Source organism: Pseudovibrio sp. W64 (assembly GCF_001623145.1).
GTDB lineage: Bacteria > Pseudomonadota > Alphaproteobacteria > Rhizobiales > Stappiaceae > Pseudovibrio.
In genome coordinates, this window is record NZ_LMCI01000038.1 from 32100 (window position 1) to 52930 (window position 20831).

At 50.4% G+C, this 20831-nt stretch carries 23 protein-coding genes and 1 tRNA gene; 12 read left to right on the top strand and 12 right to left on the bottom strand.

Annotation, left to right across the window (positions count from 1 at the left end):
• Positions 1-76 precede the first annotated feature (76 nt).
• The 5 genes from PsW64_RS16655 (at position 77) to hutX (ending at position 4978) form a co-directional block, all read left to right on the top strand.
• Complete coding sequence (locus tag PsW64_RS16655) at positions 77-958, top strand: ABC transporter permease subunit (protein ID WP_063304305.1); 882 nt, start codon at positions 77-79, stop codon at positions 956-958.
• A 10-nt stretch (positions 959-968) separates the two neighbouring features.
• Positions 969-1811, top strand: a complete 843-nt coding sequence (gene ugpE, locus PsW64_RS16660) for a sn-glycerol-3-phosphate ABC transporter permease UgpE (protein WP_063304306.1) — start codon at positions 969-971, stop codon at positions 1809-1811.
• Between the two features lie 2 nt (positions 1812-1813).
• Positions 1814-2917, top strand: coding sequence for a sn-glycerol-3-phosphate import ATP-binding protein UgpC (locus tag PsW64_RS16665; RefSeq protein ID WP_057462727.1), 1104 nt, complete (start codon positions 1814-1816; stop codon positions 2915-2917).
• A 199-nt stretch (positions 2918-3116) separates the two neighbouring features.
• Entirely contained in the window at positions 3117-4487 is a 1371-nt protein-coding gene (hutW, locus tag PsW64_RS16670; protein ID WP_063304307.1) for a heme anaerobic degradation radical SAM methyltransferase ChuW/HutW, read from the top strand.
• Positions 4484-4978 carry a heme utilization cystosolic carrier protein HutX gene (gene hutX, locus PsW64_RS16675; protein ID WP_063286518.1) on the top strand — a complete coding sequence of 165 codons (495 nt, stop codon included), beginning with the start codon at positions 4484-4486 and terminating at the stop codon, positions 4976-4978. The genes hutW and hutX overlap by 4 nt, the downstream gene beginning before the upstream one ends.
• 105 nt (positions 4979-5083) lie before the next feature.
• On the opposite strand, the gene PsW64_RS16680 is transcribed toward hutX, so the two are convergent.
• Positions 5084-5650 carry an MAPEG family protein gene (locus PsW64_RS16680; RefSeq protein ID WP_063304308.1) on the bottom strand — a complete coding sequence of 189 codons (567 nt, stop codon included), beginning with the start codon at positions 5648-5650 and terminating at the stop codon, positions 5084-5086.
• Between the two features lie 351 nt (positions 5651-6001).
• Here PsW64_RS16680 and PsW64_RS16685 point away from each other — a divergent pair, with 351 nt between their 5' ends.
• Together PsW64_RS16685 and PsW64_RS16690 are read left to right on the top strand one after the other, a co-directional pair.
• Entirely contained in the window at positions 6002-6430 is a 429-nt protein-coding gene (locus tag PsW64_RS16685; RefSeq protein ID WP_057462731.1) for an Hsp20 family protein, read from the top strand.
• 161 nt (positions 6431-6591) lie between these two features.
• Entirely contained in the window at positions 6592-6852 is a 261-nt protein-coding gene (locus PsW64_RS16690; protein WP_008548441.1) for a BQ00720 family protein, read from the top strand.
• A 151-nt stretch (positions 6853-7003) separates the two neighbouring features.
• Here PsW64_RS16690 and ptsN read toward each other — a convergent pair whose 3' ends face one another.
• From ptsN to PsW64_RS16730, 8 genes are all read right to left on the bottom strand, one after another.
• Positions 7004-7471 (bottom strand): PTS IIA-like nitrogen regulatory protein PtsN, encoded by a 468-nt coding sequence (gene ptsN / locus PsW64_RS16695; RefSeq protein WP_057462732.1) that lies wholly within the window; start codon positions 7469-7471, stop codon positions 7004-7006.
• A 75-nt stretch (positions 7472-7546) separates the two neighbouring features.
• The gene (gene hpf / locus PsW64_RS16700; protein ID WP_082596743.1) at positions 7547-8137 is read right to left on the bottom strand and encodes a ribosome hibernation-promoting factor, HPF/YfiA family; all 591 of its coding nucleotides are present in this window, start codon (positions 8135-8137) and stop codon (positions 7547-7549) included.
• Positions 8138-8355: 218 nt separating this feature from the next.
• The gene (rpoN, locus tag PsW64_RS16705) at positions 8356-9894 is read right to left on the bottom strand and encodes an RNA polymerase factor sigma-54 (RefSeq protein ID WP_063304309.1); all 1539 of its coding nucleotides are present in this window, start codon (positions 9892-9894) and stop codon (positions 8356-8358) included.
• Between the two features lie 74 nt (positions 9895-9968).
• Positions 9969-10712 carry an LPS export ABC transporter ATP-binding protein gene (gene lptB / locus PsW64_RS16710; RefSeq protein ID WP_244271713.1) on the bottom strand — a complete coding sequence of 248 codons (744 nt, stop codon included), beginning with the start codon at positions 10710-10712 and terminating at the stop codon, positions 9969-9971.
• A gap of 70 nt (positions 10713-10782) precedes the next feature.
• The gene (lptA, locus tag PsW64_RS16715; RefSeq protein ID WP_208860021.1) at positions 10783-11292 is read right to left on the bottom strand and encodes a lipopolysaccharide transport periplasmic protein LptA; all 510 of its coding nucleotides are present in this window, start codon (positions 11290-11292) and stop codon (positions 10783-10785) included.
• A gap of 56 nt (positions 11293-11348) precedes the next feature.
• A complete protein-coding gene (gene lptC / locus PsW64_RS16720) occupies positions 11349-12011 on the bottom strand; it encodes an LPS export ABC transporter periplasmic protein LptC (RefSeq protein ID WP_208980846.1) in 663 nt (220 codons plus the stop codon).
• Positions 12012-12262: 251 nt separating this feature from the next.
• Positions 12263-12883: a ribonuclease D gene (locus PsW64_RS16725; protein WP_063304310.1), complete on the bottom strand. Its 621-nt coding sequence runs from the start codon at positions 12881-12883 to the stop codon at positions 12263-12265.
• Positions 12884-12995: 112 nt separating this feature from the next.
• A tRNA-Leu gene (locus tag PsW64_RS16730) sits at positions 12996-13082 on the bottom strand.
• A 230-nt stretch (positions 13083-13312) separates the two neighbouring features.
• Between PsW64_RS16730 and PsW64_RS16735 the strand changes: the two genes are divergently transcribed.
• Both PsW64_RS16735 and PsW64_RS16740 read left to right on the top strand, forming a co-directional pair.
• Positions 13313-14299, top strand: a complete 987-nt coding sequence (locus PsW64_RS16735; protein WP_082830549.1) for a complex I NDUFA9 subunit family protein — start codon at positions 13313-13315, stop codon at positions 14297-14299.
• 251 nt (positions 14300-14550) lie between these two features.
• Positions 14551-15738 carry a hypothetical protein gene (locus PsW64_RS16740; protein ID WP_063304311.1) on the top strand — a complete coding sequence of 396 codons (1188 nt, stop codon included), beginning with the start codon at positions 14551-14553 and terminating at the stop codon, positions 15736-15738.
• 48 nt (positions 15739-15786) lie between these two features.
• On the opposite strand, the gene PsW64_RS16745 is transcribed toward PsW64_RS16740, so the two are convergent.
• Positions 15787-16596, bottom strand: a complete 810-nt coding sequence (locus PsW64_RS16745; RefSeq protein WP_057462739.1) for an undecaprenyl-diphosphate phosphatase — start codon at positions 16594-16596, stop codon at positions 15787-15789.
• A gap of 149 nt (positions 16597-16745) precedes the next feature.
• Here PsW64_RS16745 and PsW64_RS16750 point away from each other — a divergent pair, with 149 nt between their 5' ends.
• A complete protein-coding gene (locus PsW64_RS16750) occupies positions 16746-17438 on the top strand; it encodes a glutathione S-transferase family protein (protein ID WP_057462740.1) in 693 nt (230 codons plus the stop codon).
• A 20-nt stretch (positions 17439-17458) separates the two neighbouring features.
• A complete protein-coding gene (gene queG, locus PsW64_RS16755) occupies positions 17459-18595 on the top strand; it encodes a tRNA epoxyqueuosine(34) reductase QueG (protein ID WP_063304312.1) in 1137 nt (378 codons plus the stop codon).
• A 12-nt stretch (positions 18596-18607) separates the two neighbouring features.
• On the opposite strand, the gene PsW64_RS16760 is transcribed toward queG, so the two are convergent.
• Entirely contained in the window at positions 18608-19522 is a 915-nt protein-coding gene (locus PsW64_RS16760; protein WP_063304313.1) for an oxidoreductase, read from the bottom strand.
• Between the two features lie 118 nt (positions 19523-19640).
• Between PsW64_RS16760 and PsW64_RS16765 the strand changes: the two genes are divergently transcribed.
• Complete coding sequence (locus PsW64_RS16765; protein ID WP_063304314.1) at positions 19641-20330, top strand: TetR/AcrR family transcriptional regulator; 690 nt, start codon at positions 19641-19643, stop codon at positions 20328-20330.
• A 6-nt stretch (positions 20331-20336) separates the two neighbouring features.
• Here the strand turns inward: PsW64_RS16765 and PsW64_RS16770 are convergent, their stop codons facing one another.
• Positions 20337-20819, bottom strand: coding sequence for a helix-turn-helix domain-containing protein (locus tag PsW64_RS16770; protein WP_063294209.1), 483 nt, complete (start codon positions 20817-20819; stop codon positions 20337-20339).
• Positions 20820-20831 lie beyond the last annotated feature (12 nt).

Below are 20831 nucleotides of genomic sequence, written 5' to 3' on the forward strand. Positions count from 1 at the left end.
GTGAGCTTTTCTGAACAAGCGGTCAGGCTTGCTAAGCAACCGGCCACCACAACGAAAACAGCGACCAGGCCAGTCCATGAAACGAGTTCAATTCTCACATCCATTGATGCCATACATGCTGCTGCTTCCGCAGTTGGCCATTGTTGGCGTCTTCTTTCTGTGGCCAGCCGCAGAAGCAATCAGGGCGTCTTTCTATCTTGAAGACCCGTTTGGCTTCGGCTCCACCTTTGTTGGCCTAGATAACTTTAAAGACGTTGTTTCCGCGAGCGAGTACAGCAGAACAGCATGGTTCACGCTGATCTTCTCAGCTGCGGTGACATTCTTTTCTCTCAGCATTGCTCTTTTGCTGGCAGTAAAAGCAGACAACGTTATCAAAGGCGCCTCCACATACCGCACTTTGCTCATGTGGGTTTATGCGATCGCCCCTCCCGTCGCAGGCCTTGTAGGTGTGATGCTGTTTGACCAGCACATTGGTCCACTCAACGATCTTGCCCACGCCCTTGGCTGGAACATGCAGATCGGTGTGAACTATTTTGATACTGCATTTGCTATGACCGTGATTGCGGTTTGGAAGCAAATTCCGATCAACTTCATCTTCTTCCTCTCTGGTCTCCAGAGTGTTCCAAAATCCGTTCAGGAAGCAGCTGCCGTTGATTGTAGGTCTTCTTCACGTCGCTTCTGGACCGTGACCTTCCCACTGCTGGCTCCAACCAGCTTCTTCCTGCTGATCATCAACATCACTTACGCGCTCTTTGATACATTCGGTATTATCGATCTGGTGCTTAAGGGTGAGCCAGGCAACAACCCTGTAACGCTCGTTTATAAGGTGTTCCTTGATGGCTTCCGCGGAAACGACCTTGGTGGGTCCTCAGCACAATCTGTGATTCTTATGGTTCTCGTGTTCGCTCTTACGGTGTTCCAGTTCCGTATGATTGAACGCCGCGTGCACTACAGTTAAGGAGGAATCGATGAAACGCTCACAGTTTTGGGATCACGTAATCCTCGTTCTCGGCGCTCTCTTTATGCTGGTGCCTGTTGTCTACGCACTCATGACGTCCAGTCATGATGCTGTGTCCATTTATAAAGAGGGTCTTCAGCTCTCTCCAGGCGGTCATTTTGTTGATACCTACAAGCAGGTATTGACCGAAGCCGGTGGTTTTACCAAGTCTGTGACTGGTCTGACCATGCTCTGGAACTCATTGGTGCTTGGCCTTGGCTTTGCCATCGGTAAAATCATCATTTCCATGCTTGCGGCATATGCGATTGTGTACTTCCGCTTCCCGCTTGGAACGTTCTTCTTCTGGATCATTTTCTCCACCCTCCTGCTGCCTCTGGAAGTGCGCATTCTGCCTTCCTACGAGATTGTGCAGGGCCTCGGTATGGCGAACACCTATTCAGGCCTGATCATCCCATTGATTGCGTCTGCAACAGGCACTTTCTACTTCCGCCAGTTCTTTAAATCCGTTCCGGATGAGCTGGTTGAAGCAGCGCGTATCGATGGTGCGGGACCGTTGAAGTTCTTCATCGACATTCTTGTTCCACTCTCCAAGACCATGATTGCTGCAATCTTCATCATCATGTTCGTGTTTGGTTGGAACCAATACCTCTGGCCAACACTTATCACCACAGATGAAAGCCTATTCACGCTGGTGCGTGGTATGAAGCAGATTCTTCAGGTGTGGATTGGTGCGCAGATCCCGGATACGAACCAGGCAATGGCACTTGCAGTACTTGCAATGCTTCCACCTGTTCTCATCGTGGTGATCTTCCAGTCTTGGTTTGTTAAAGGGCTCGTGGAAAGCGAGAAATAAAAATGGCAGGCATTCAACTTAATACCCTTCGCAAAATCTACGCAGGCAACGTAGAAGCGGTAAAAGGCATCTCCATCGACATTAAGGATGGTGAGTTCATTGTTCTCGTCGGCCCTTCCGGTTGCGGTAAGTCCACTCTGCTGCGCATGGTGGCAGGTCTGGAAACCATCACGGATGGTGAGCTGTTTATCGGGGACCGCCTGGTCAACAATGTAGAGCCCGCTGATCGTGACATCGCAATGGTGTTCCAGAACTACGCGCTCTATCCGCACATGACCGTTTACGGCAACCTCGCGTATGGCCTGAAAAACCGCAGCATCCCTAAGGATGAGATCGAAAAGCGCGTTCGCAAAGCGGCTGAAATTCTGGAAATCGGAGATTTCCTTGATCGTCGGCCACGTCAACTTTCCGGTGGTCAGCGCCAGCGTGTTGCAATGGGTCGCGCGATTGTTCGCGAACCTGCCGCGTTCCTGTTCGATGAGCCTCTGTCTAACCTTGATGCAAAGCTGCGTGTGCAGATGCGCATGGAGATCAAGAAGCTTCAGAAAGAACTAGGCACCACAAGCCTGTACGTGACCCACGATCAGCTTGAAGCAATGACACTGGCAGATCGCCTCGTTGTTCTCAGCGGCGGTGTTGTAGAGCAGATCGGGTCTCCGATTGATGTCTACGAAAAGCCAGCGTCTACATTCGTTGCGACCTTCATCGGCTCTCCTGCGATGAACCTGCTGCCTCTGGCAAAGAGCGGCAATGAGTGGAAACTCGACAATGGCGCAACCGTTGACGTGAAACTGAACACAGATCTGTCTGACCTGATCCTCGGCGTTCGTCCGGAAGATTTGGTCATTGAAGAGCTGAGCGAGAAGTTCGACTCCGGACTGCACACTGCACTGACCGTGCATGTTGTTGAGCCTGTGGGCGCTGAGAGCTACGTTCACGGCACCATTGGTGAAGGCAGCGTTGATGTTGTTGTTCGTGCTCCTGGTAAGCTGCACTTCGAGCCAGGCCAGATCCTGAAAGTGACAGCAAAGCCAGAAAAGCTGCACACGTTTGACACCAAATCCGGCAAACGTATCGAGCTGGAAGGCGCACTCGAAACAGCTTAAACGCTGCTCAGATAGAACTTTCAAAAGGCCCGGCATCTGCTGGGCCTTTTTTGTGTGGTACACATAGATGCAGTCGAAAACCTGTGCCATTTTATCGCACATGAGCGAACTTCTCTTCTCAAAAACAAAACTTGATGTAAATACTCATATTTAGCCAGCGCATTGCGAGCCAACCAAATTAACAAAGCTAGGTTGACCGATGAAAGCTGCGCTGGAAAAATTCTTCGCTCAGGAAACAGACGATCCTCTCCGCTATGCATTTGAGCGCCGTGGTGCCCATATGCTCGGCTCTGCTGGTGAGGCTGTATCGGAAGAGGAGCACCAGCTTGTTTGGCAGGAAATTCAAAAGCCCAAACGGTCAGGCATGGCCGTCATGTATTTGCATGTCCCATTTTGCGCCAACCATTGCTTGTTCTGCGGGTTCTACCGCAACAAATGGCATGAAGAACACTCAGCCCCATATGCTGATGCATTAATCAAAGAACTTGAGCTGGAGGCATCTTCCACCGCTTCTCAAAGCTCACCAATCAACGCCGTTTATTTTGGCGGCGGCACTCCGACAGCTTTGCATGCCAATGACCTTGCAAGAGTGATACGTCGTATCCGAGAACTTTATCCTCTCTCAGCCGATTGTGAGATCACAGTTGAGGGACGCATCTTTCACTTTGATGATGACAAGATTGATGCCTGTCTGGATGCAGGTGCCAACCGCTTTTCAACTGGAGTTCAATCCTTCAACACCAAAGTCCGCAAGCGGCAGGGTCGTAAGGCGAGCGGATCAGAAGCAATCCGCTTTTTTGAAGGCCTGAGAGACCGTAACCGTGCTGCAATCGTCTGTGACCTGATATTAGGTCTGCCCTATCAAACCGCAGAAATCTGGCGTGATGATTTAAGAACTGTTGTGGATCTGGGCTTGGATGGTGTCGATCTATACACACTCGCAGTCTTTCCCGGCAGTCCCCTTTCAAAAGCGATTGAGAAGGGGGCTTGTGATCCTGCAGCGACCTTACCGCAGCAGGGAGCCATGTACGGCGAGGGTTTAGAGTACATGCACCGCCAAGGTTGGAAACAGATCTCTTCCAGTCATTGGGGCCGACAGACCCGCGAGCGCAATCTTTACAACACATTGATCAAGTCCGGTGCGGACTGCCTAGCCTTCGGTTCCGGGGCAGGCGGCAACATCAACGGATATTCCTACGGCATCCATGGAGGAATCGTGGACTACATGCGGTGTCTGGAGGAGGGGGAGAAGCCATTGTCGCGTTTGCACAGGACCGACCCAATGTCTTCTCCCCTCAATTTCCTGGCTGCTGGAATAGAAGAGATGCGCCTCGACCTCGGGCATCTGGAGCGCACAGAAGTCAGCGCCCGTGGTTTTCGCAAATCCATAGACTCATTGTTGAGTAACTGGCAGCGCTCTGGCCTGATCGCGGGTGAGGAGATTATCTCCCTCACCACTGCAGGGCGCTTCTGGCATCAAACCCTTCTCACCTATCTCAAGGCTGCCTTTAAGTTGCACTCCGCAAGCTTGCAGTCAGAAACAAAAAACTATCAGGAAGAGGCAGCATGAACGCACAAATCACAGAGTTGAAAGAGAAACTTGCAGAAAACCCCGCAGGCATTTTGGAGAGCATTGCCAAGGAGCACGGCCTCTCAATGGCTGACACAATCCGCTGCCTGCCAGAAGAAATGTGGCGTGAACATTCAGGCGAACGTTTTGACGAAGTGATCAAGGCGATCCCTGCTTGGGGCAATGTCACAAGCATTGCAAACACTGGAGACATGATCTTTGAAGTGAAAGGTCCGTTCCCGGAAGGCAGCTATGCGCGCGGGTTCTATAATCTTAAGCAGACAGAAGGCGGCTTCTCCGGCCATATCAAGGCAGATGCGTGCCACTCTATCATGTTCTTGAAGCGCCCATTCTTCTCCAAGCTGGCGGTGTCCATCAATTTCCTGAATGCAGATGGGAACTGTTATCTGAAAATCTTCCTTGGCCGTGATGAGGAAGGTCAGATCAAGCCGGATCAGATTGAAAAGTTTGATGAACTCGCGAGCTGGTGAGGCTGTGAGACATCGAAAATCATAGACCACCGATTTCGCTCACGGTGATCTGTGAAAAGCAGAAGTCGGGGCATTGCCCCGGCTTTTCTGTTTGGACGGTGAGGATCAAACAAACATCGCCATTACGAGATAACTGGCCATCCCATAAAGGCTGAGCAAGCTCAGGCTCATAAACAAGCCTCGTAGGCCGGTTTGGGCTGACAGATAGCTGTAAGTGTAGCCAAGCCGGGCAACGGCAAATCCAACTATCCAAACCTGCACCATAAGAGTGACAGGCGAAACGATAGCCACAACAGTTGCCAACAGCAGAAAGTAGACCATGTTCTCGGTGGTGTTGCGATGAGCATTGTGACGACGTTCCAGCGCGTCACGAGCATCTTGAGCAATTGAAGACGGACGCCCGCCTTTCTGCTCCCACTCTTCTGGTGTTGTCGCCAGATCATACTTAGCGCGCGTGAGCTCAGTGACAGTCATCAGCCAGGTATGATTGCCAAGAAGCAGGACCGCAGCGATGATCAAGGCTTCGATTGCTTCTGGAGAGGGAAGAGTGATGACGAGCGGTTTAATGCCGAAGACGAACAGGTTGATGAGAAGGCTGATAGCGATCAACGCAAACGGATAAGCCTTCACCATCAAAGTGGCACGTGAGTTATCTACCTCAGCAATATCCATTCCTATCACTCCCCTTGAAGCAACTTTCTCCAAAAGCAGACGCTACGATTTCTTAAGGAGGACGTAAACCTGTCATTCCCGGCATGCAACAGAGGAAGCGAACCGAAGGACCAAACAGACCAAAGGCTCAAGGTCGCACTGTTTAAAGTTCTGCAAGTTTACCACCCAAGCTTGTCGTGGGGCCTGAGAATGCCGTTGCGATCCGGGAGAATTAATTGAGTATCATTAAGTTAACTTGAAACCTTCGCCGCTAACCGCCATATTCCAGAGGAAAGACCGAGGGCGAGATGCTCTCACACCGGATGCCTAATGAGGGTCTGGAGCTGGGTCGCTTGAAGAAGGACTTGGATTATGACGCGAGTATCTGCGTTTTCGAGCCCATTTATGTTGGGGTTCGATGATATTGAGCGCGTATTGGACAGGGTGAGCAAAGCAGCCAATGATGGCTACCCGCCCTACAATATTGAACGCCTCGTTGCCACTGAAGAGAAAGGTGAAGTCATCCGCATCACGCTTGCGGTTGCTGGCTTCACACGTGACCAACTGGATGTTTCTGTTGAGGAAAGCCAATTGGTAATCCGTGGTCGCCAACAAGAAGACAAAACTCGCCAATACCTACACAGGGGTATAGCTGCACGACAGTTCCAACGCGCATTTGTGTTGGCCGAAGGCATTGAGATTTTAGGGGCAGACCTGCGAGATGGTCTGTTGTCTATTGATCTTGCTCGTCCTGAGCCAGAGCGTATCGTTCGCCGGATTGAAATCTCGGCGGGGGACTGAATTAAAGGAGCAATCCTTTCTTCGCGCTGATCTGAATATTGAAGCGTATCTCCGGAAAGCGGAAAACCGATTTTTGGGCAAAGATGCGCGCGACAATAAAGACTTAGAGCTTGAAGCGAAAACATGCGCAGCCTGCTCTAGTAACTCTCAAGGAGAAGGCGATGACACGCGCCCCTTCTGTGCTGGCCGACGACCCGTACGAAAATTTTGAAGAACTCGGAGCTGGTGAAGTCGCCTATGTTAGGCGCGTTTCTCCAAATGATCTGAAGAAGATGTTCCCTGATGCAGAGCTGCAGGATGCAGACCTTCCTGCTTGGGCTCTTTTGGCTGCTGACGGAACACCACTGGTTCTGACTGATACACGTAACGCAGCAATTGCAAACGCAATTGAGAATGATCTGGAAGCTTTGAGCGTCCACTAAACCAACTACTGGGAGCTCTCAGAGGGAGTAATAGCGAAGGGCAGCGTTTCAAAGCGTAGAAAAACTCTTCAAACCCAGTGGATTAGGCAAAGAAAAAGCCTGGATTGGAATACGTCCGATCCAGGCTTTTTTGTTTTTGAGCTGACGTGCCTCAGGCTGCGTTAGGCGAAGCCTGTGGGTGGGTCAGAATAGAATAAATTGCAGCAGCATCTGTTGTTGCGCGCAGCTTGCTTGCAACATCAGAATCCCTCAAAAGTCGTGCAACACGTGCCAGAGCTTTCAAGTGGTCCGCTCCAGCGCCTTCTGGCGCAAGCAAAACAAAGATCAAATCAACAGGCTGGTCATCCAAGCTGTCGAACTCGATCGGTTTGTCCAGTCGCGCAAACAGGCCGTGTAACCCGTCAAGGTCCACGATTTTTCCATGCGGAATTGCAATGCCGTTTCCGACACCTGTAGAGCCGAGACGTTCGCGTTGCAGCAGCGTATCAAAGATATCGCGCTCAGTTTCTCCGCAAATCTCAGAGGCCCGTTCTGCAAGTTCCTGCAGGGCTTGTTTCTTGCTGTTTGCCTTGAGGTTGGCAATGACAGCCTCAGGACGAAGAAGTTCGTTCAGATCCATTCCTTGATCCGTGTCCATGCAAAATACAAAGCCGGTGAAAACCGGCTTTGTACAGGGTCGTGATGACCATGATTATCAGTTAGGAGCAGCCCCGTTAGCGAGATTTGGATCAATCCAGCCAACGTTTCCATCGTGACGACGGAATACGACATTTACCTCACCATTACCAGCGTTGCGGAACACTACAACGGGAGCTTCACTTAAATCTAGCTCCATAACTGCCATTCCGACAGTCAGTGTTTTCACTTTCGCTTCAGTTTCTGCAACCACAAGTGGGCTGTAGTCGGCGGGTACCTCTTCTTCCTGCTCAGGATCAGCAAGAACATACGATGTTGCGCCGTATGTTTCCCACTCTGCAGGGAGGCCATTTGTGTGGTGGTCGTTTAACTTTCTGTTGTAGCGCCTTAGCCTTTTCTCAATGCGTTCGGCTGCTTTGTCGAAACTTTGTCGCGGATCCTGACTGTCACCCGAAACCTGAAGCACAACTCCCGTGCTGAGGTGGACTGTGCAGTCGGATCGGAAGCCTGAGCCTTCGCGAGCGATTGTCACATGACCCGTGTATGCTCCTGGGAAATATTTATCCAGTGCATCGGAAATCCGGTCTTCAACGTGTGTCCTGGTTGCGTCACCAATGTCCACGTTCCTCCCCGAAATTCTAATTGTCATGGGAACCTCTTATGTTGTGTCGACTTATTCGCTGACAGGTTCTTCAGCCAAAGAGCAAAGAACCCTTCAACACATGTAGTTTGGACCAGCTAAGTTTAAAGTGCTACTGTTTTCGAGTTCTTAGAAAAATCTATGAGAACAGAGAAACATCCTATAGAGGTTATTAACTGATCGGGACCCTATTATGTCTCATTGAAACCATGAGAAATATCAGTGGGTTAGGTCAGGCTTTTCTTTTCTCTCCGACGCTGAACTGAGCTCGGAATCTTTAATGCTTCCCGATACTTAGCTACAGTTCGTCGCGCTATATCCACACCGTCGTCTTTCAAAATTTTCACAAGAGCGTCATCTGAAAGAATCTTCTTCGGATCTTCGGCGTCAATAAGTTGCTTAACTCGATAGCGTACTGATTCCGCTGAGTGCGATTCACCGCCCTCAGAAGAGGCAATTGCGGCAGAAAAAAAGTATTTCAGCTCGAAAATGCCACGCGGCGTAGCAATGTATTTGTTGGATGTGACGCGGCTGACGGTGGATTCATGCATGCCAATGGCGTCTGCCACAACGCGCAGATTCATCGGTCGAAGATGCTGTACACCATAAGTAAGAAAACCGTCCTGTTGACGAACAATCTCAGAGGACACCTTCAGAATTGTCCGCGCCCGCTGATCAAGGCTTTTGACCAGCCAGTTTGCGGTCTGCAGGCTATCGGTGAAGTATGCCAGTTCCTTATCGTTTCTGGAGCCCTGAGAGATCTCGGAGTAGTAACTCTGGCTCACCAGAACCTTAGGCAGGCTCTCTGTGTTGAGCTCAACGGTCCAGCCTCCATCTGAAGCAGGCCGAACAAATGCATCTGGCACAATCGGCTGGGTAATTTCCGTATTGAATGCAGCGCCAGGCTTCGGATTGAGCTCCTTGATCTCAAGGATCATGTCCTTGAGGTCTTCATCATCCACTTTGCAAATACGTTTGAGCTTTACGAGGTCATGCAAAGCCAGCAACTCAATGTTCTCGACCAGCGCCTGCATGGCAGGGTCGTAGCGGTCTTTTTCTTTGAGTTGCAGTTTTAGGCACTCAGACAAATCACGTGCAAACACACCAACCGGATCAAGCGCCTGCAAAACAAGAATAACCCGCTCCAGATCTCGCTCTGAAACCCCGAGGCGCTCAGACATCTCAGCACCATCAATGCGCAGATAGCCATTTTCATCAATGCAATCGACGAGTTGATGAGCGACCAGAACATCGGCAGGGTTCGTGAGCACAAAACCGAGCTGTTCTTGAAGATGCTCACTCAGGGAGATTTCTGCGGCGACAAACGCTTCAAGATTGTAGTCAGAGGCTCCTGAGGAAGTGCTGTGGCTCGGTGCCTGCCAGTTATCCGCCTTCTGCTGAACCGGATCAAGGGCCTGGTGCTCGCCATTATCATCAGGGAAGACGTTAGAGAGTTCAGAATCCAGATTGCTTGAGATTGCTTCCGGAGTTGTTTCCAGCTCGTTATTGAGCCAATCCCCCTCCTGCATCTCTGCAGGGCTATTGTCAGCTTCTGGAGTACTTTCTGAATTGGAGGTCTCTCCAGCGGGACCAGCGCCATCCGGGCTGTCATCTCGTTCCAGAAAGGGATTACTTTCCAACTCACTATTAACGTGTGCAATCAGGTCCACATTCGACAGCTGCAACAGCTTGATCGCCTGCATCAGTTGCGGCGTCATGACAAGCTGTTGGCTTTGTCTGAATTCTAATTTTGGACCGATTGCCATAGAGTTATTTCGTCCTCCAAGTGCTGCAAGCTAGCCTGCAACACTCTTCTACGCAATTCGGCATAGGTTGGAAATCAAAGAGTGAACTGTTCCCCGAGATACAAACGCCTTACATCCGGATCTGCAACGATCTGATGTGGCTTGCCTTCTGTCAGAACTTCACCTGCCGCGATAATATAAGCGCGGTCAATCAGCCCAAGCGTTTCACGAACGTTGTGGTCTGTAATCAGCACGCCAATACCGCGTTGGGTCAAATGACGTACGAGCTGCTGAATGTCACCCACCGCGATCGGGTCAATACCCGCAAACGGCTCATCAAGCAGCATAAAGGACGGGCGAGTTGCCAAAGCGCGTGCAATCTCAACGCGGCGGCGCTCACCACCACTGAGTGCGATACTTGGCGATTTACGCAGGTGCGTGACACCAAATTCGGTTAGAAGCGAGTCGAGATCTTCTTCACGGCGCTTCTTGTTCGGCTCAACCACTTCCAGAACAGCACGAATGTTGTCTTCAACAGAGAGACCACGGAAAATCGAGGCTTCCTGAGGCAGATAACCAACTCCCAGACGCGCACGGCGATACATTGGCAACTGTGTCATGTCGAAGTTGTCGAGGCGAATTGAACCATGATCCGGACGAATAAGACCGGTGATCATATAAAAGCAGGTTGTCTTACCAGCTCCGTTTGGACCCAGCAGTCCCACAGCTTCGCCACGCCGCACATTCAAGCTGACATGTTTGACAACCTGACGACGTCCGTAACTCTTGCCTATGCCATCAACTTCAAGCACCGCCTCTGATGGGTCGGCGTACTTGATGCCTTCTGGCTGGTGCGTTGGGATCTGAGGATCAATTGGGTGTGCACTCAAGAGCGTGGCCTATTTTGCTTTAGTTCTTATTTTCAAGGCTGTTCGGCTGCAAAAGCATCCGCACACGACCGGTGTTGCCGCCAGTTTCGCTGGAATCCAGATTTGCTTTGCCTGTCTCCAGGTTGATCACAAGGCGCTTGCCAACAATTACGTTAGGTCCCTGACTGAGAACAACGCGCTTACCGGTCATCACAACAACTTGTTTGTCCATATCAAAGCTGGCATCGTCACCGGTTGCGACCTGATCCTTGGAGGAAATCAGAACCTTACCTTTTGCTTCAAGACGGGAAATGGACTGCTGAACGGCCTGACCATCCGCTGTGCCATTGGCCATGGAGCCAGCATAAAATACAATCAAGCGCTGGGTTTCCAGCTTGGTTTCACCTTGGGTAACAACAACATTTCCACTGAAGATAGCGCTTTTGTCTTTGTCACGAACCTGAAGGTTAGTCGCTTCAATCTCAATAGGTTCTTTATTGTTAGAACCAAATCCGGCAAATGAATCGGAGAACGTTTGTGCGTGGGCCATTCCAGCCAGCCCGAATGCCATAAGACAAGATAGAGAGAATATTCTCATCCGGTTAATCATTGACCGTTCTCCAGTGCCCAGGGCAGAAGCTTCATCTTGACGCCCCGGCGAAAATTCAAAACATTGTTTTTCTGATCAAATTCCATAGATCCAGCATCGATATAGCCACCATCAGACATGACATCAACTGTATCGTTGGTCTGGATTGTACCTGTCTTCATATCGATATCGAGATACTCAAATTCTGCGGAATAGCCTTTACTGTACGCGACCGTAATCCCATTGGTGAGATTCAGGGTTTCCATCTCTGTATCAAACGTCCCGTTTCGAGAGGTGATACTAACAGTTTCCCCGGGAGCTATTGTGATTTCGGCCACAATATTCTCCAAATCAATCACTTGCGGGTTTGTGATACGCTGAATAGCCCGATCCGCCTGAACGTTGTATGAACGATCACCATCATTTCCCGACAGATGCGGGTTGGACATGACCAGTCCTTCGGTTGTCAGGCTGATATCTCCAATGCTCAGGCCGGCAAGAATGTTTTGGAAAACGATCATGCCAATCACACCAGCGGCGATCAGTAATCCGCCAGCAGGAAGAGCAAATCGGAGAATGCGAACGAGAATGGAATGTCGACGCGCAGATTTGCGCGCTTTTTCAAGCCGTGTTTGCGCTTCATTCGCAAACTCTTTGGGCATGTTTTCCATTGTTGTCATTCATAGTCCTGGAACATTCTGGGCGCGATACAGACTGGGATCGCTGTCCGGTTGCCATTTTCCGGTCTCTCGTACAGTGAGTAACCAGTATCTTACAGGCACAAGCCGCTTCCGTTGATACGCAAATTTCAGGTAAAAACCCGAAAGGAAGCGGTAAGTACACACTAGCTGCCTAAATGGGGGGGCTTCAACAAATTACAAATGCTGAAGCCCATTAAACCGCAAATATTGGTAGAAAACTCGAGTTTCACTTAAGAATGTGCGAAAATATCGTTCTCAGGCCATCCTGCAAGGTCAAGCTGCGCGCGTGTTGGCAGAAATTCGAAGCACTTCTGTGCAATTTCGGTACGCTCTTCACGTTCCAGCATAAATTCAAGGCGTTCTTTAAGCTTATGAAGGTGCAGAACATCTGATGCAGCATAGGCCAGCTGTGCATCTGTCAGCTTTTCAGCTGCCCAATCAGAGCTCTGCTGCTGTTTGGAAAGGTCAACACCAATCAACTCGCGGCAGAGATCTTTCAGTCCGTGACGGTCTGTGTAGGTGCGCACGAGCTTGGAAGCGATTTTTGTGCACCAGACCGGAGAAACGGAAATGTCCAGATACTCTTTCAATATGGCAACATCAAAGCGGGCAAAGTGAAAAATCTTTGGCTTGCTTTCATCTTCAAACAGCGCTTGCAAATTAGGAGCAACCAGCTGGCCGCGCTCAATCTGCACCACGTCAGCAGTGCCGTCGCCAGAAGAAAGCTGCACAACGCACAACCGATCCCGGTGCGGATTCAGACCTAGAGTTTCAGAGTCTACTGCAACGGCCTCAGCTGAAGCGTAGTTGGAAAGGTCTGGAAGATCGTTCTTGTGATATCTGATTGTCATTGTTGCTCTCGAAGAATAAGCGCGATTTGGTACATGAGACGTGTTTTGTCTCTTCTACACCAAACGGTCAAGTTACTCTGTAATTTTTAGGGAGAGCTTTGTGAAGAAAAGATGGTGCCCAGAAGAGGACTCGAACCTCCACGCCCTTGCGGGCACTAGCACCTGAAGCTAGCGCGTCTACCAATTCCGCCATCTGGGCATATCATCTTTTTCTTTCAGAGGGTTGCTGCTTGGCAGCGCCGCTCTGTGAGGCTGGGTTCTAGTGATCTGGGCTGAGATTGTCAATCACACATTTGCAAAGAGTTTTAATTTCTCCACAGAGTGCCTTCACATCCCAAAACCTTGAGCGTATTAACATCCCATGAATTATAGCTTTTTTGAGGGTTATGCGCGCTAATACGCGTACCTGCAAAACTTTGGCAAAGGTGGATGAAAATGGCGCAAGCGCTTAACGGGAAACTTATAACCGTTTTTGGCGGGTCAGGATTTATTGGTCGTCACGTTATCAGGATCTTAGCAGAGCGCGGATACAGCGTCCGCGCCGCTGTTCGTCATCCTGATCTTGCAGAGCATTTGCAGCCGCTGGGGGCTGTTGGGCAAATCATGCCTGTCGCTGCGAGCGTGCGTAACAAAAAATCTGTCGAGCGCGCTGTTGAAGGCGCCTGCGCAGTCATCAACCTTGTGGGTATTCTCTATGAGAGTGGTGCTCAGAAGTTTGACAGTGTTCAGGCAAAAGGCCCTGCAACAGTGGCTGAGGTCTGCAAAGAGCAGGGCATTGATAATCTGGTGCACGTTTCTGCAATTGGCGCGGATGAAAATAGCCCAGCTGTTTATGCAAGAACAAAAGCTGCAGGCGAAAAGGCCGTTCTGGATGCAATGCCAGATGCCGTCATCTTCCGTCCTTCCATCGTATTCGGTCCAGAAGATGATTTTTTCAACCGTTTCGGCAGTATGGCGCAGCTCTTCCCGGTATTGCCTCTGATCGGCGGTGGTCACACCAAATTCCAGCCTGTTTATGTGGGTGATGTTGCACTCGCTATTGCGAATGCCATCGAGGGCAAGGCTGAAGCTGGCAAAATTTACGAGCTAGGCGGCCCTCAGGTCGCGACCTTTAAGGAATGCTTGCAGCTGCTGATGCAGGTCATTCATCGCAAACGCATGCTGGTTACGTTGCCGTTCCTGATCGCCCGTATTCAGGCAAAGTTCATGCAGATGCTGCCAAAGCCAATGTTGACTGTTGATCAGGTCAATCTGCTGAAGAGCGATAACGTTGTAAGCAAGGAAGCTCAGTCAGAAAAGCGTACTTTTGAAGGGCTTGGCATTGAGCCGCATTCCATGGAAGCAATTCTACCAACGTATCTCGATAAATTCCGCCCACATGGGCAGTACGATGCAAAAAGACCTGCTAAGTCATAGTGATTTTGTAGATTTTAAGCCACAAAGCCCCGCCTCTGGCGGGGTTTTTTCGTGCCTGAAATGACTGTGATTTGCGTAGTCGCAACCTCAATGGAGCGGCTCATTCAATTTTAACCTAAGCTCACAGGTGCTGCATAAGCATATGTTCACCACTAGTTCTAAAAGCCGTCCTGCCTTCATCATACTAGCGCATATTGTTCGATACTAAGTAGTTTCCTTAGCAGTAGAGCTTTCAAAACTGGAATGAGACCATGCCGCTGACCGACTTGACCCCAGAAGAGCATCGATGGACAGAGGATATGTTTAAACTCCTGCGTATCAATGCAGGCGGTGCAGAAGGTGCAGAGACAGGAGAAGCATCAGCTGAAGCTGCCTTACCTGCGGACTTTTCTCAGCTAGAGCATTCTATTTCTGAACTAAATGCTAAAAGTGACATTCTGAGAAATTATAAGGCACTGAATTCATCTTTCAAAAAATGCGATAAAGCGACTCAATCCGCTCTCAAGGCGGCTCTGGCTGCGATCCATGACAAGAATGAGAATGCTGTTATCTCTTCCGTCTCTCTCTTGCAAAAGTGCGTTTCGGAACACTCAGAACTGATCAATGATGCAGAAAGAACGCTCTCTGAACTGTCCGATGAAGTGGGCGGTCTGCGAGAAGAATACAATGAACATGCAGACCGTAAGGGCGAGTTTGTGAAGCGTGCTTATTTTAGTAAGGCCAATGCTAAAAAGCTTAACAAATTCACATCAGCTTGTGAGGATGTAAACAAGGAGCTCGCCCACGCAGAAGCATGCGTTCAGGCCCGCAATATTGATGATGTCAACAAGGCACTGAAGTCAGGCAACAAAGCTCTTCAAAAGCTCCGTAAAGAGATGGATTGGCTGGATTCAGCGGAAGCAAGCAAGCCTGAAAGCAAACGTATGGGCGATGAAAAGCTTCAGGGTAGCCTTACTGCTGACTATGATAAAAAGAAAGAGAGCTGGCGCCCGCAGGTTTGCTACAACGCGGCAATGAAAGTCGGTGTCATAGAGGGCAACCTGCCAGAGTTTTTGCGATCGAGCCTGATGGGGGAGAACAAGGTAAATGGCTACCCGGAAGGATATCCTGAGTTGATGGGCGTATCTCCCGAAACAGTCGAAAAAGAGTTCGACCACACCAAAGTTGAAGAGTCCGGCGTTCTCAATTTTGTTGATGATAAAACGGGCCACATCTCTCATACCGCCTATCTTCAAAAGACGGACAAAGGATCCGTCGAGCTTTATCACACCAACTGTCAAACACTGGACATGGCCTTGCTGCGTAAAGATCAGGATATTCCAAAATCTGGACTGGTTACTCATTACGAGCTCAGCGATCCCGACACACAGAACAGGTTTCAGGAATGGTTGAACAAAGGGTACAGCTTCAAACATACCCCGGCTTCTGATCTGAAATAAAAAAGCGCCGCATGTTTGCGACGCTTTGAAGGTGATTTGTAGCTGCGGTTAGCTCTGAGTGAGGATGAGCCCCAACAGTCCAAGCCCGCCTACAATGATGCGCCACCAGCCGAACAGAGCGAAGCCGTGCCTGGAAACATAATCCAACAAGCTGCGTACAACGAAGAAACCGGCAATGAAGGAAGAGACGAGCCCGATGATAATCAGGGTCCAGTCATCCTGCCCCAAGGCGTCCTTGTTCTTCAGAAAATCAAAAACAAACGCACCAACCATGGTCGGCATTGCAAGGAAGAATGAAAATTCCGCCGCAGACCGCTTGTCCGTGCCCATCAGCAAGGAAGCGACAATCGTAGCGCCACTACGAGATACGCCGGGGATCATAGCCATGCACTGAGCAAAGCCGATCTTGATGTAAAGCGAAAGTGGGTAGTCTTCCACGTTGGTATAGCGCGCTTGCAAAGGCATTTTATCAACCAGCAGCATGATGATGCCACCGAAAATCAGCGTCACGCAGACCAGAGCGGGAGTTTCAAACAAAACCGCTTTGATGAAATCGTAGGCCAGCGCGCCAATCGCTGCAGCAGGCAAAAAAGCAAGGAGTACGCCCAGTGTGAAATGCCGAGCTTTTGCACTTGTTGGCAGTGCAACTGCAATTCTTGTGAGCCGTGTGAAGTAGACAGTCAGGATAGCTGCAATAGCTCCAAGCTGGATCATCACCTCAAAGGCGCGACCTTCACTTTTAAACCCGATAAAATGCCCGATCAGCAGCAGATGCCCTGTGGAGGAAACTGGGATGAATTCAGTCAGGCCTTCAATGATGCCGAGCAGCAATGCGCCGACGATACTTTCAGTTGTCATTAAACGATGGTCTCCACGAATTTTCCCCAGATGACATTGGTGAGGTTGTCCCCGTGTTTTCGTATGGTTTACCGTCTCAAGACTCTTTTGAGACAAATTACGTTTCTATAGCAACCTTTTAGTTACAGGTTTGCTCATAAATCAGAACAATGCTCAAGCTCTATCATCATCCTTTCTCTCCTGAATCGCGCTTCGCACGCTTAGCGCTCGGAGAATATGGAACTCCGTTTGAATGTCAGACGGAGTACCCTTGGGCACGTCGTCACGACTTCCTCATGATGAACCCAGCAGGAACGCTTCCCGTTCTGAAGGAAAATGATGGCCCTGCTGTGTGCGGGCCCATGGTTATCATGGAATACTTGGACGAAACTCGCGGCTATGCGATTCCTAACAGCCGCTTGTTGCCGGATCATCCTGAAGCACGTGCAGAAACGCGTCGTCTCGTCTCTTGGTTTTTGCAAAAATTCCTCGGTGAGGTTATTGGCTACATCGTGCAAGAACGCATTTACAAACAGGAGATGCCGGATAGCCAGGGTGGCGGACAGCCAGACTCAAGCATTCTTCGGATTGCACGGGTCAATATGCTGAACCACTTGCGCTACATCGGATACCTTGCTGCGACACGAAAGTGGCTGGCTGGTGATCGGCTCACATTCGCTGATCTGGCTGCAGCAAGTCTTCTTTCCTGTGCAGACTATCTTGGTGAAGTTCCATGGTCCGAGGACGAAAACGTGAAGAGCTGGTACGCACGAATGAAATCTCGTCCGAGCTTCCGCCCAATTCTGGCGGACAAGATGCTCGGCATGCCAGCGGCAAAGACCTACGCGGATCTGGACTTCTAAAACCTCATTCAGACACTCCGTTGACGGAGAAGCAAGCTGCACGCGTCAAGGCGGATCTGATCAAACGCGCACGTGCAGTCGGGTTCGATGACATCCGCATCACCACAGCGGATGCAATCCCACTTGCGCCAGAGCGCCTACATCACTTCATTGAGCAGGGTTATCACGCCACAATGGAATGGATGCCGGAAACCGAAGTCCGGCGTTCAAGCCCGTTAGAGTTGTGGCCGGAAGCCCGCTCTGTTGTCATGCTGGCGATGAATTATGGGCCTGACATCGACCCGATGGAAATGCGCGACAAGCCAGATAAAGCGCACATTTCAGTCTATGCTCGCAACCGCGATTATCACGACATCGTCAAAGGCAAAATGAAAGAGCTGGCCAGCCTGTTGGTTTCCAAAGGCGGTGGGGATGTTAAGGTGTTTGTGGACACGGCCCCGGTAATGGAAAAACCTCTGGCTCATTCCGCTGGGCTCGGCTGGCAAGGCAAGCACTCAAACCTCGTGTCCAGAGAGCTTGGCTCCTGGTTCTTCCTCGGGGCGATTTTCTCAACACTGGACTTGCCATTGGATGAGCCGGAAGTCGACCATTGTGGCAACTGCAAACGCTGCCTCACAGTTTGCCCGACGAAGGCTTTCCCAGCGCCGTATCAAGTAGATGCTAACCGCTGCATCTCCTATCTGACCATTGAGCACCACGGCCCAATTCCGCTGGAATTCCGCAAACCAATTGGCAACCGCATCTATGGTTGCGATGATTGCCTTTCCGTCTGCCCATGGAACAAGTTTGCCCAGTCCGCCAGTGAGGCCAAATTACAGGCCCGCGAAGACCTGATGGAACCAGCCCTTGCAGAGCTGCTGCAAATGGACGATCCAACCTTCCGCAAGTTCTTCTCTGGTTCTCCGGTTAAGCGCATTGGCCGTAACCGCTTCATCCGCAACTGCCTCATCGCAGCAGGCAACAGCGCAGAAGAAAAACTCATCCCCCACGTGCTAAACCACTTGCAAGACGAAGATGAAACCGTCTGCGTGACAGCCGTCTGGGCTTTGGCCCAACTTGTCTCTGCTGACGAGTACAATAAGCACAAGTCAGCAGCGCTCTCTAATGAGCAGAGCGAAACGGTTAAAGCTGAATGGGATCAGGGCACCTCTTCCTAGTGTGCCACACCCTCAGGCATTTTCGGTGACTTTGGGATACTGAAACTCGGTGAGTTCCTCAGAAACTGCCCAGAGCTTCTCTTGCACCTTTTCGTCAATAGCTAGGCCGGAAAGCTTGATTGGGCTTGGGGCACCCCACATGCCAAAGCGCGGACCGAGGAAGGAGCAGGCGGGAAGGTCAGGGTTTGTGGCCGCCATCATCTGAGGGCGAGCACCAAATGAGACTGGTCGTGCCATCACACGGGACAACCATCCGCCAATGCCAATAGATTGTTGCCGCTCTGTCGCCGCAAGACCGGGATGGGCAGACATAGATTTAGCGGATGAGCCAGCCGCATCAAATCGGCGTTGCAAAGCAGACATGAACAGGAGATTGGCAAGCTTACTCTCTGCGTAGCTGCCAATCCGTGCATATGGGCGGTTCTCCCAATGCAGGTCATCAAAGTTCATTTTTGCAGCTTTGTATGCACCACTGGAAACGGTCACCACGCGTGCATCAGGTGTTGCAACGAGCGTTTCAAACAATAAACCAGTCAAAAGAAAGTGCCCTAGATGGTTGGTTGCGAAGTGCATTTCCCAACCTTCTTTGGTGCGTGCCAGCTCTTTCAGGTTCACGACACCTGCATTGCTGAGCAGAATATCCAGTCGGTCATGCTTGCTGCTGAAAACCTGAGCAAACTGGTGAATGCTGTCCCGGTCGGTCAGATCAAGCGGTATCACCTCTAGCGAAGCAGAGCTCACCTTTTGGTGAATCCTTGCCATTGCTGTCTTGCCTTTTTCAACGGACCGGCAAGCAATCACCACATGTGCACCGCTCTCAGCTAATTCCAAAGCAGATTGAAAACCGAGGCCCACATTACCGCCCGTAACCACAGCCGTTTTGCCTGTAAGGTCTTGACTGTTTTTATTATTTGGCTGTTGTTGCAAAGTATCTCTCCTGAGACTGTCAAAATAACAGAACATCGGTAGTTTATTTGGAGAGTTTGTGAGAGTCAATAACCGACCATTGGTCGTTTATATGATGTGCCGAAGAGTGATTGAGAATATGAGCGAAAAATCAAAGGCTTATAAGCGTGCGCGGACAGCGGAACATTTTGCTGAACGAGAGAAGATGATCCTCACATCAACACGCATCCTGATGGATAGAGAAGGTATTGAAAACACGAGCCTTTCCGCTGTTGCGCGGGAGGTTGGCCTCGCAAAATCCAGTCTCTATCGATACTATGAAAACCGGGAGCAAATTCTTGTCGCGCTGCTTCAGGAAGAGGCAGATCTCATGATTGCCGACTTCGAAAAGTCCCTGAGTGAGCCTAAAAGCCAACGAGATCTCAAAGGTATTGCAAAGCTCTGGGCCAAGGTGTGCTTCACCCATCCACGCCTGTGTTTATTGGTCAGCCAGCTTTCGCCAATTCTGGAGCACAATCTCTCAACAGAGCGCATTATAGAAGCGAAGCTGCAGTTCCTGCATCGCCACCGACAGATGGCAGAGATACTGACCGCTGCCCTTCCACACATGAGTGAGGCAGGAGCTCTTGCAGCAGTCCAGTACGTTTTCACAATTGTTGCAGGGCTTTGGCCGATGAAAGCAGACCGCAAAAATTCGCTGGCAGCGCTGGAGCATCCTGAACTGGCTCATTTGAAGATGAACTTTGAGGATACGCTGGCCAGTGCTATCGAGCTGTGCCTGCTCGGTATTCTGGCGAAAGAGCAGAACTGGGAGCCGGTGTTGGAATAACAGCGGCTACTGCCGCTGCCTCAACCGTTTCTTTATCTGACGCTTTTCCCAATCGCCACCAAAGGGATTGATGACCTCGAACACACTCAAACCATGAGCAACAAGGCCGATGCCAAACCCAAAAGCAACCCACAGGAACCAGAGGTAACCTGGCGATGTGAGCAGGTTCAGCACTGCCAAAGCTGTGATCACAACGGCGTACTGGATCAGGTTCATGTAAAAGCTTCGTATGTCCCGCACATACTCCATAGCTTCTTGTTCTCTGCCGGAAAGCTCGGGCAAAATTCCATTGGATGCTGAGGGCATGTCCTGTTCCTTCCTGAGATCACCAAAATCCGTGTCCAGAGCAGAAGCAATGCATTTCAGGGTTTCGGGGCTCGCATTCGCGCCGCGCTCAATACGCTGCAGTGTCCGCGTGCTGATACCTGCCATGTGTGCGAGCTGTTCCTGAGAGAGCCCTTTTTCGATGCGTAATTTTCTGACAATCACGGAAAAATTCCT

Bases quoted from the DNA above. Each gene is read 5' to 3' on its own strand.
- ugpE (WP_063304306.1), top strand. From the start codon at position 969: ATGAAACGCTCACAGTTTTGGGATCACGTAATCCTCGTTCTCGGCGCT.
- PsW64_RS16745 (WP_057462739.1), bottom strand. From the start codon at position 16,596: ATGACAACTGAAAGTATCGTCGGCGCATTGCTGCTCGGCATCATTGAA.
- PsW64_RS16665 (WP_057462727.1), top strand. From the start codon at position 1,814: ATGGCAGGCATTCAACTTAATACCCTTCGCAAAATCTACGCAGGCAAC.
- PsW64_RS16765 (WP_063304314.1), top strand. From the start codon at position 19,641: ATGAGCGAAAAATCAAAGGCTTATAAGCGTGCGCGGACAGCGGAACAT.
- PsW64_RS16735 (WP_082830549.1), top strand. From the start codon at position 13,313: ATGAAAATGGCGCAAGCGCTTAACGGGAAACTTATAACCGTTTTTGGC.
- lptA (WP_208860021.1), bottom strand. From the start codon at position 11,292: ATGGCCCACGCACAAACGTTCTCCGATTCATTTGCCGGATTTGGTTCT.
- hutW (WP_063304307.1), top strand. From the start codon at position 3,117: ATGAAAGCTGCGCTGGAAAAATTCTTCGCTCAGGAAACAGACGATCCT.
- PsW64_RS16740 (WP_063304311.1), top strand. From the start codon at position 14,551: ATGCCGCTGACCGACTTGACCCCAGAAGAGCATCGATGGACAGAGGAT.
- hpf (WP_082596743.1), bottom strand. From the start codon at position 8,137: ATGACAATTAGAATTTCGGGGAGGAACGTGGACATTGGTGACGCAACC.
- PsW64_RS16690 (WP_008548441.1), top strand. From the start codon at position 6,592: ATGACACGCGCCCCTTCTGTGCTGGCCGACGACCCGTACGAAAATTTT.
- PsW64_RS16685 (WP_057462731.1), top strand. From the start codon at position 6,002: ATGACGCGAGTATCTGCGTTTTCGAGCCCATTTATGTTGGGGTTCGAT.
- PsW64_RS16680 (WP_063304308.1), bottom strand. From the start codon at position 5,650: ATGGATATTGCTGAGGTAGATAACTCACGTGCCACTTTGATGGTGAAG.
- PsW64_RS16725 (WP_063304310.1), bottom strand. From the start codon at position 12,883: ATGACAATCAGATATCACAAGAACGATCTTCCAGACCTTTCCAACTAC.
- hutX (WP_063286518.1), top strand. From the start codon at position 4,484: ATGAACGCACAAATCACAGAGTTGAAAGAGAAACTTGCAGAAAACCCC.
- PsW64_RS16655 (WP_063304305.1), top strand. From the start codon at position 77: ATGAAACGAGTTCAATTCTCACATCCATTGATGCCATACATGCTGCTG.
- ptsN (WP_057462732.1), bottom strand. From the start codon at position 7,471: ATGGATCTGAACGAACTTCTTCGTCCTGAGGCTGTCATTGCCAACCTC.
- PsW64_RS16750 (WP_057462740.1), top strand. From the start codon at position 16,746: ATGCTCAAGCTCTATCATCATCCTTTCTCTCCTGAATCGCGCTTCGCA.
- lptC (WP_208980846.1), bottom strand. From the start codon at position 12,011: ATGACAACAATGGAAAACATGCCCAAAGAGTTTGCGAATGAAGCGCAA.
- rpoN (WP_063304309.1), bottom strand. From the start codon at position 9,894: ATGGCAATCGGTCCAAAATTAGAATTCAGACAAAGCCAACAGCTTGTC.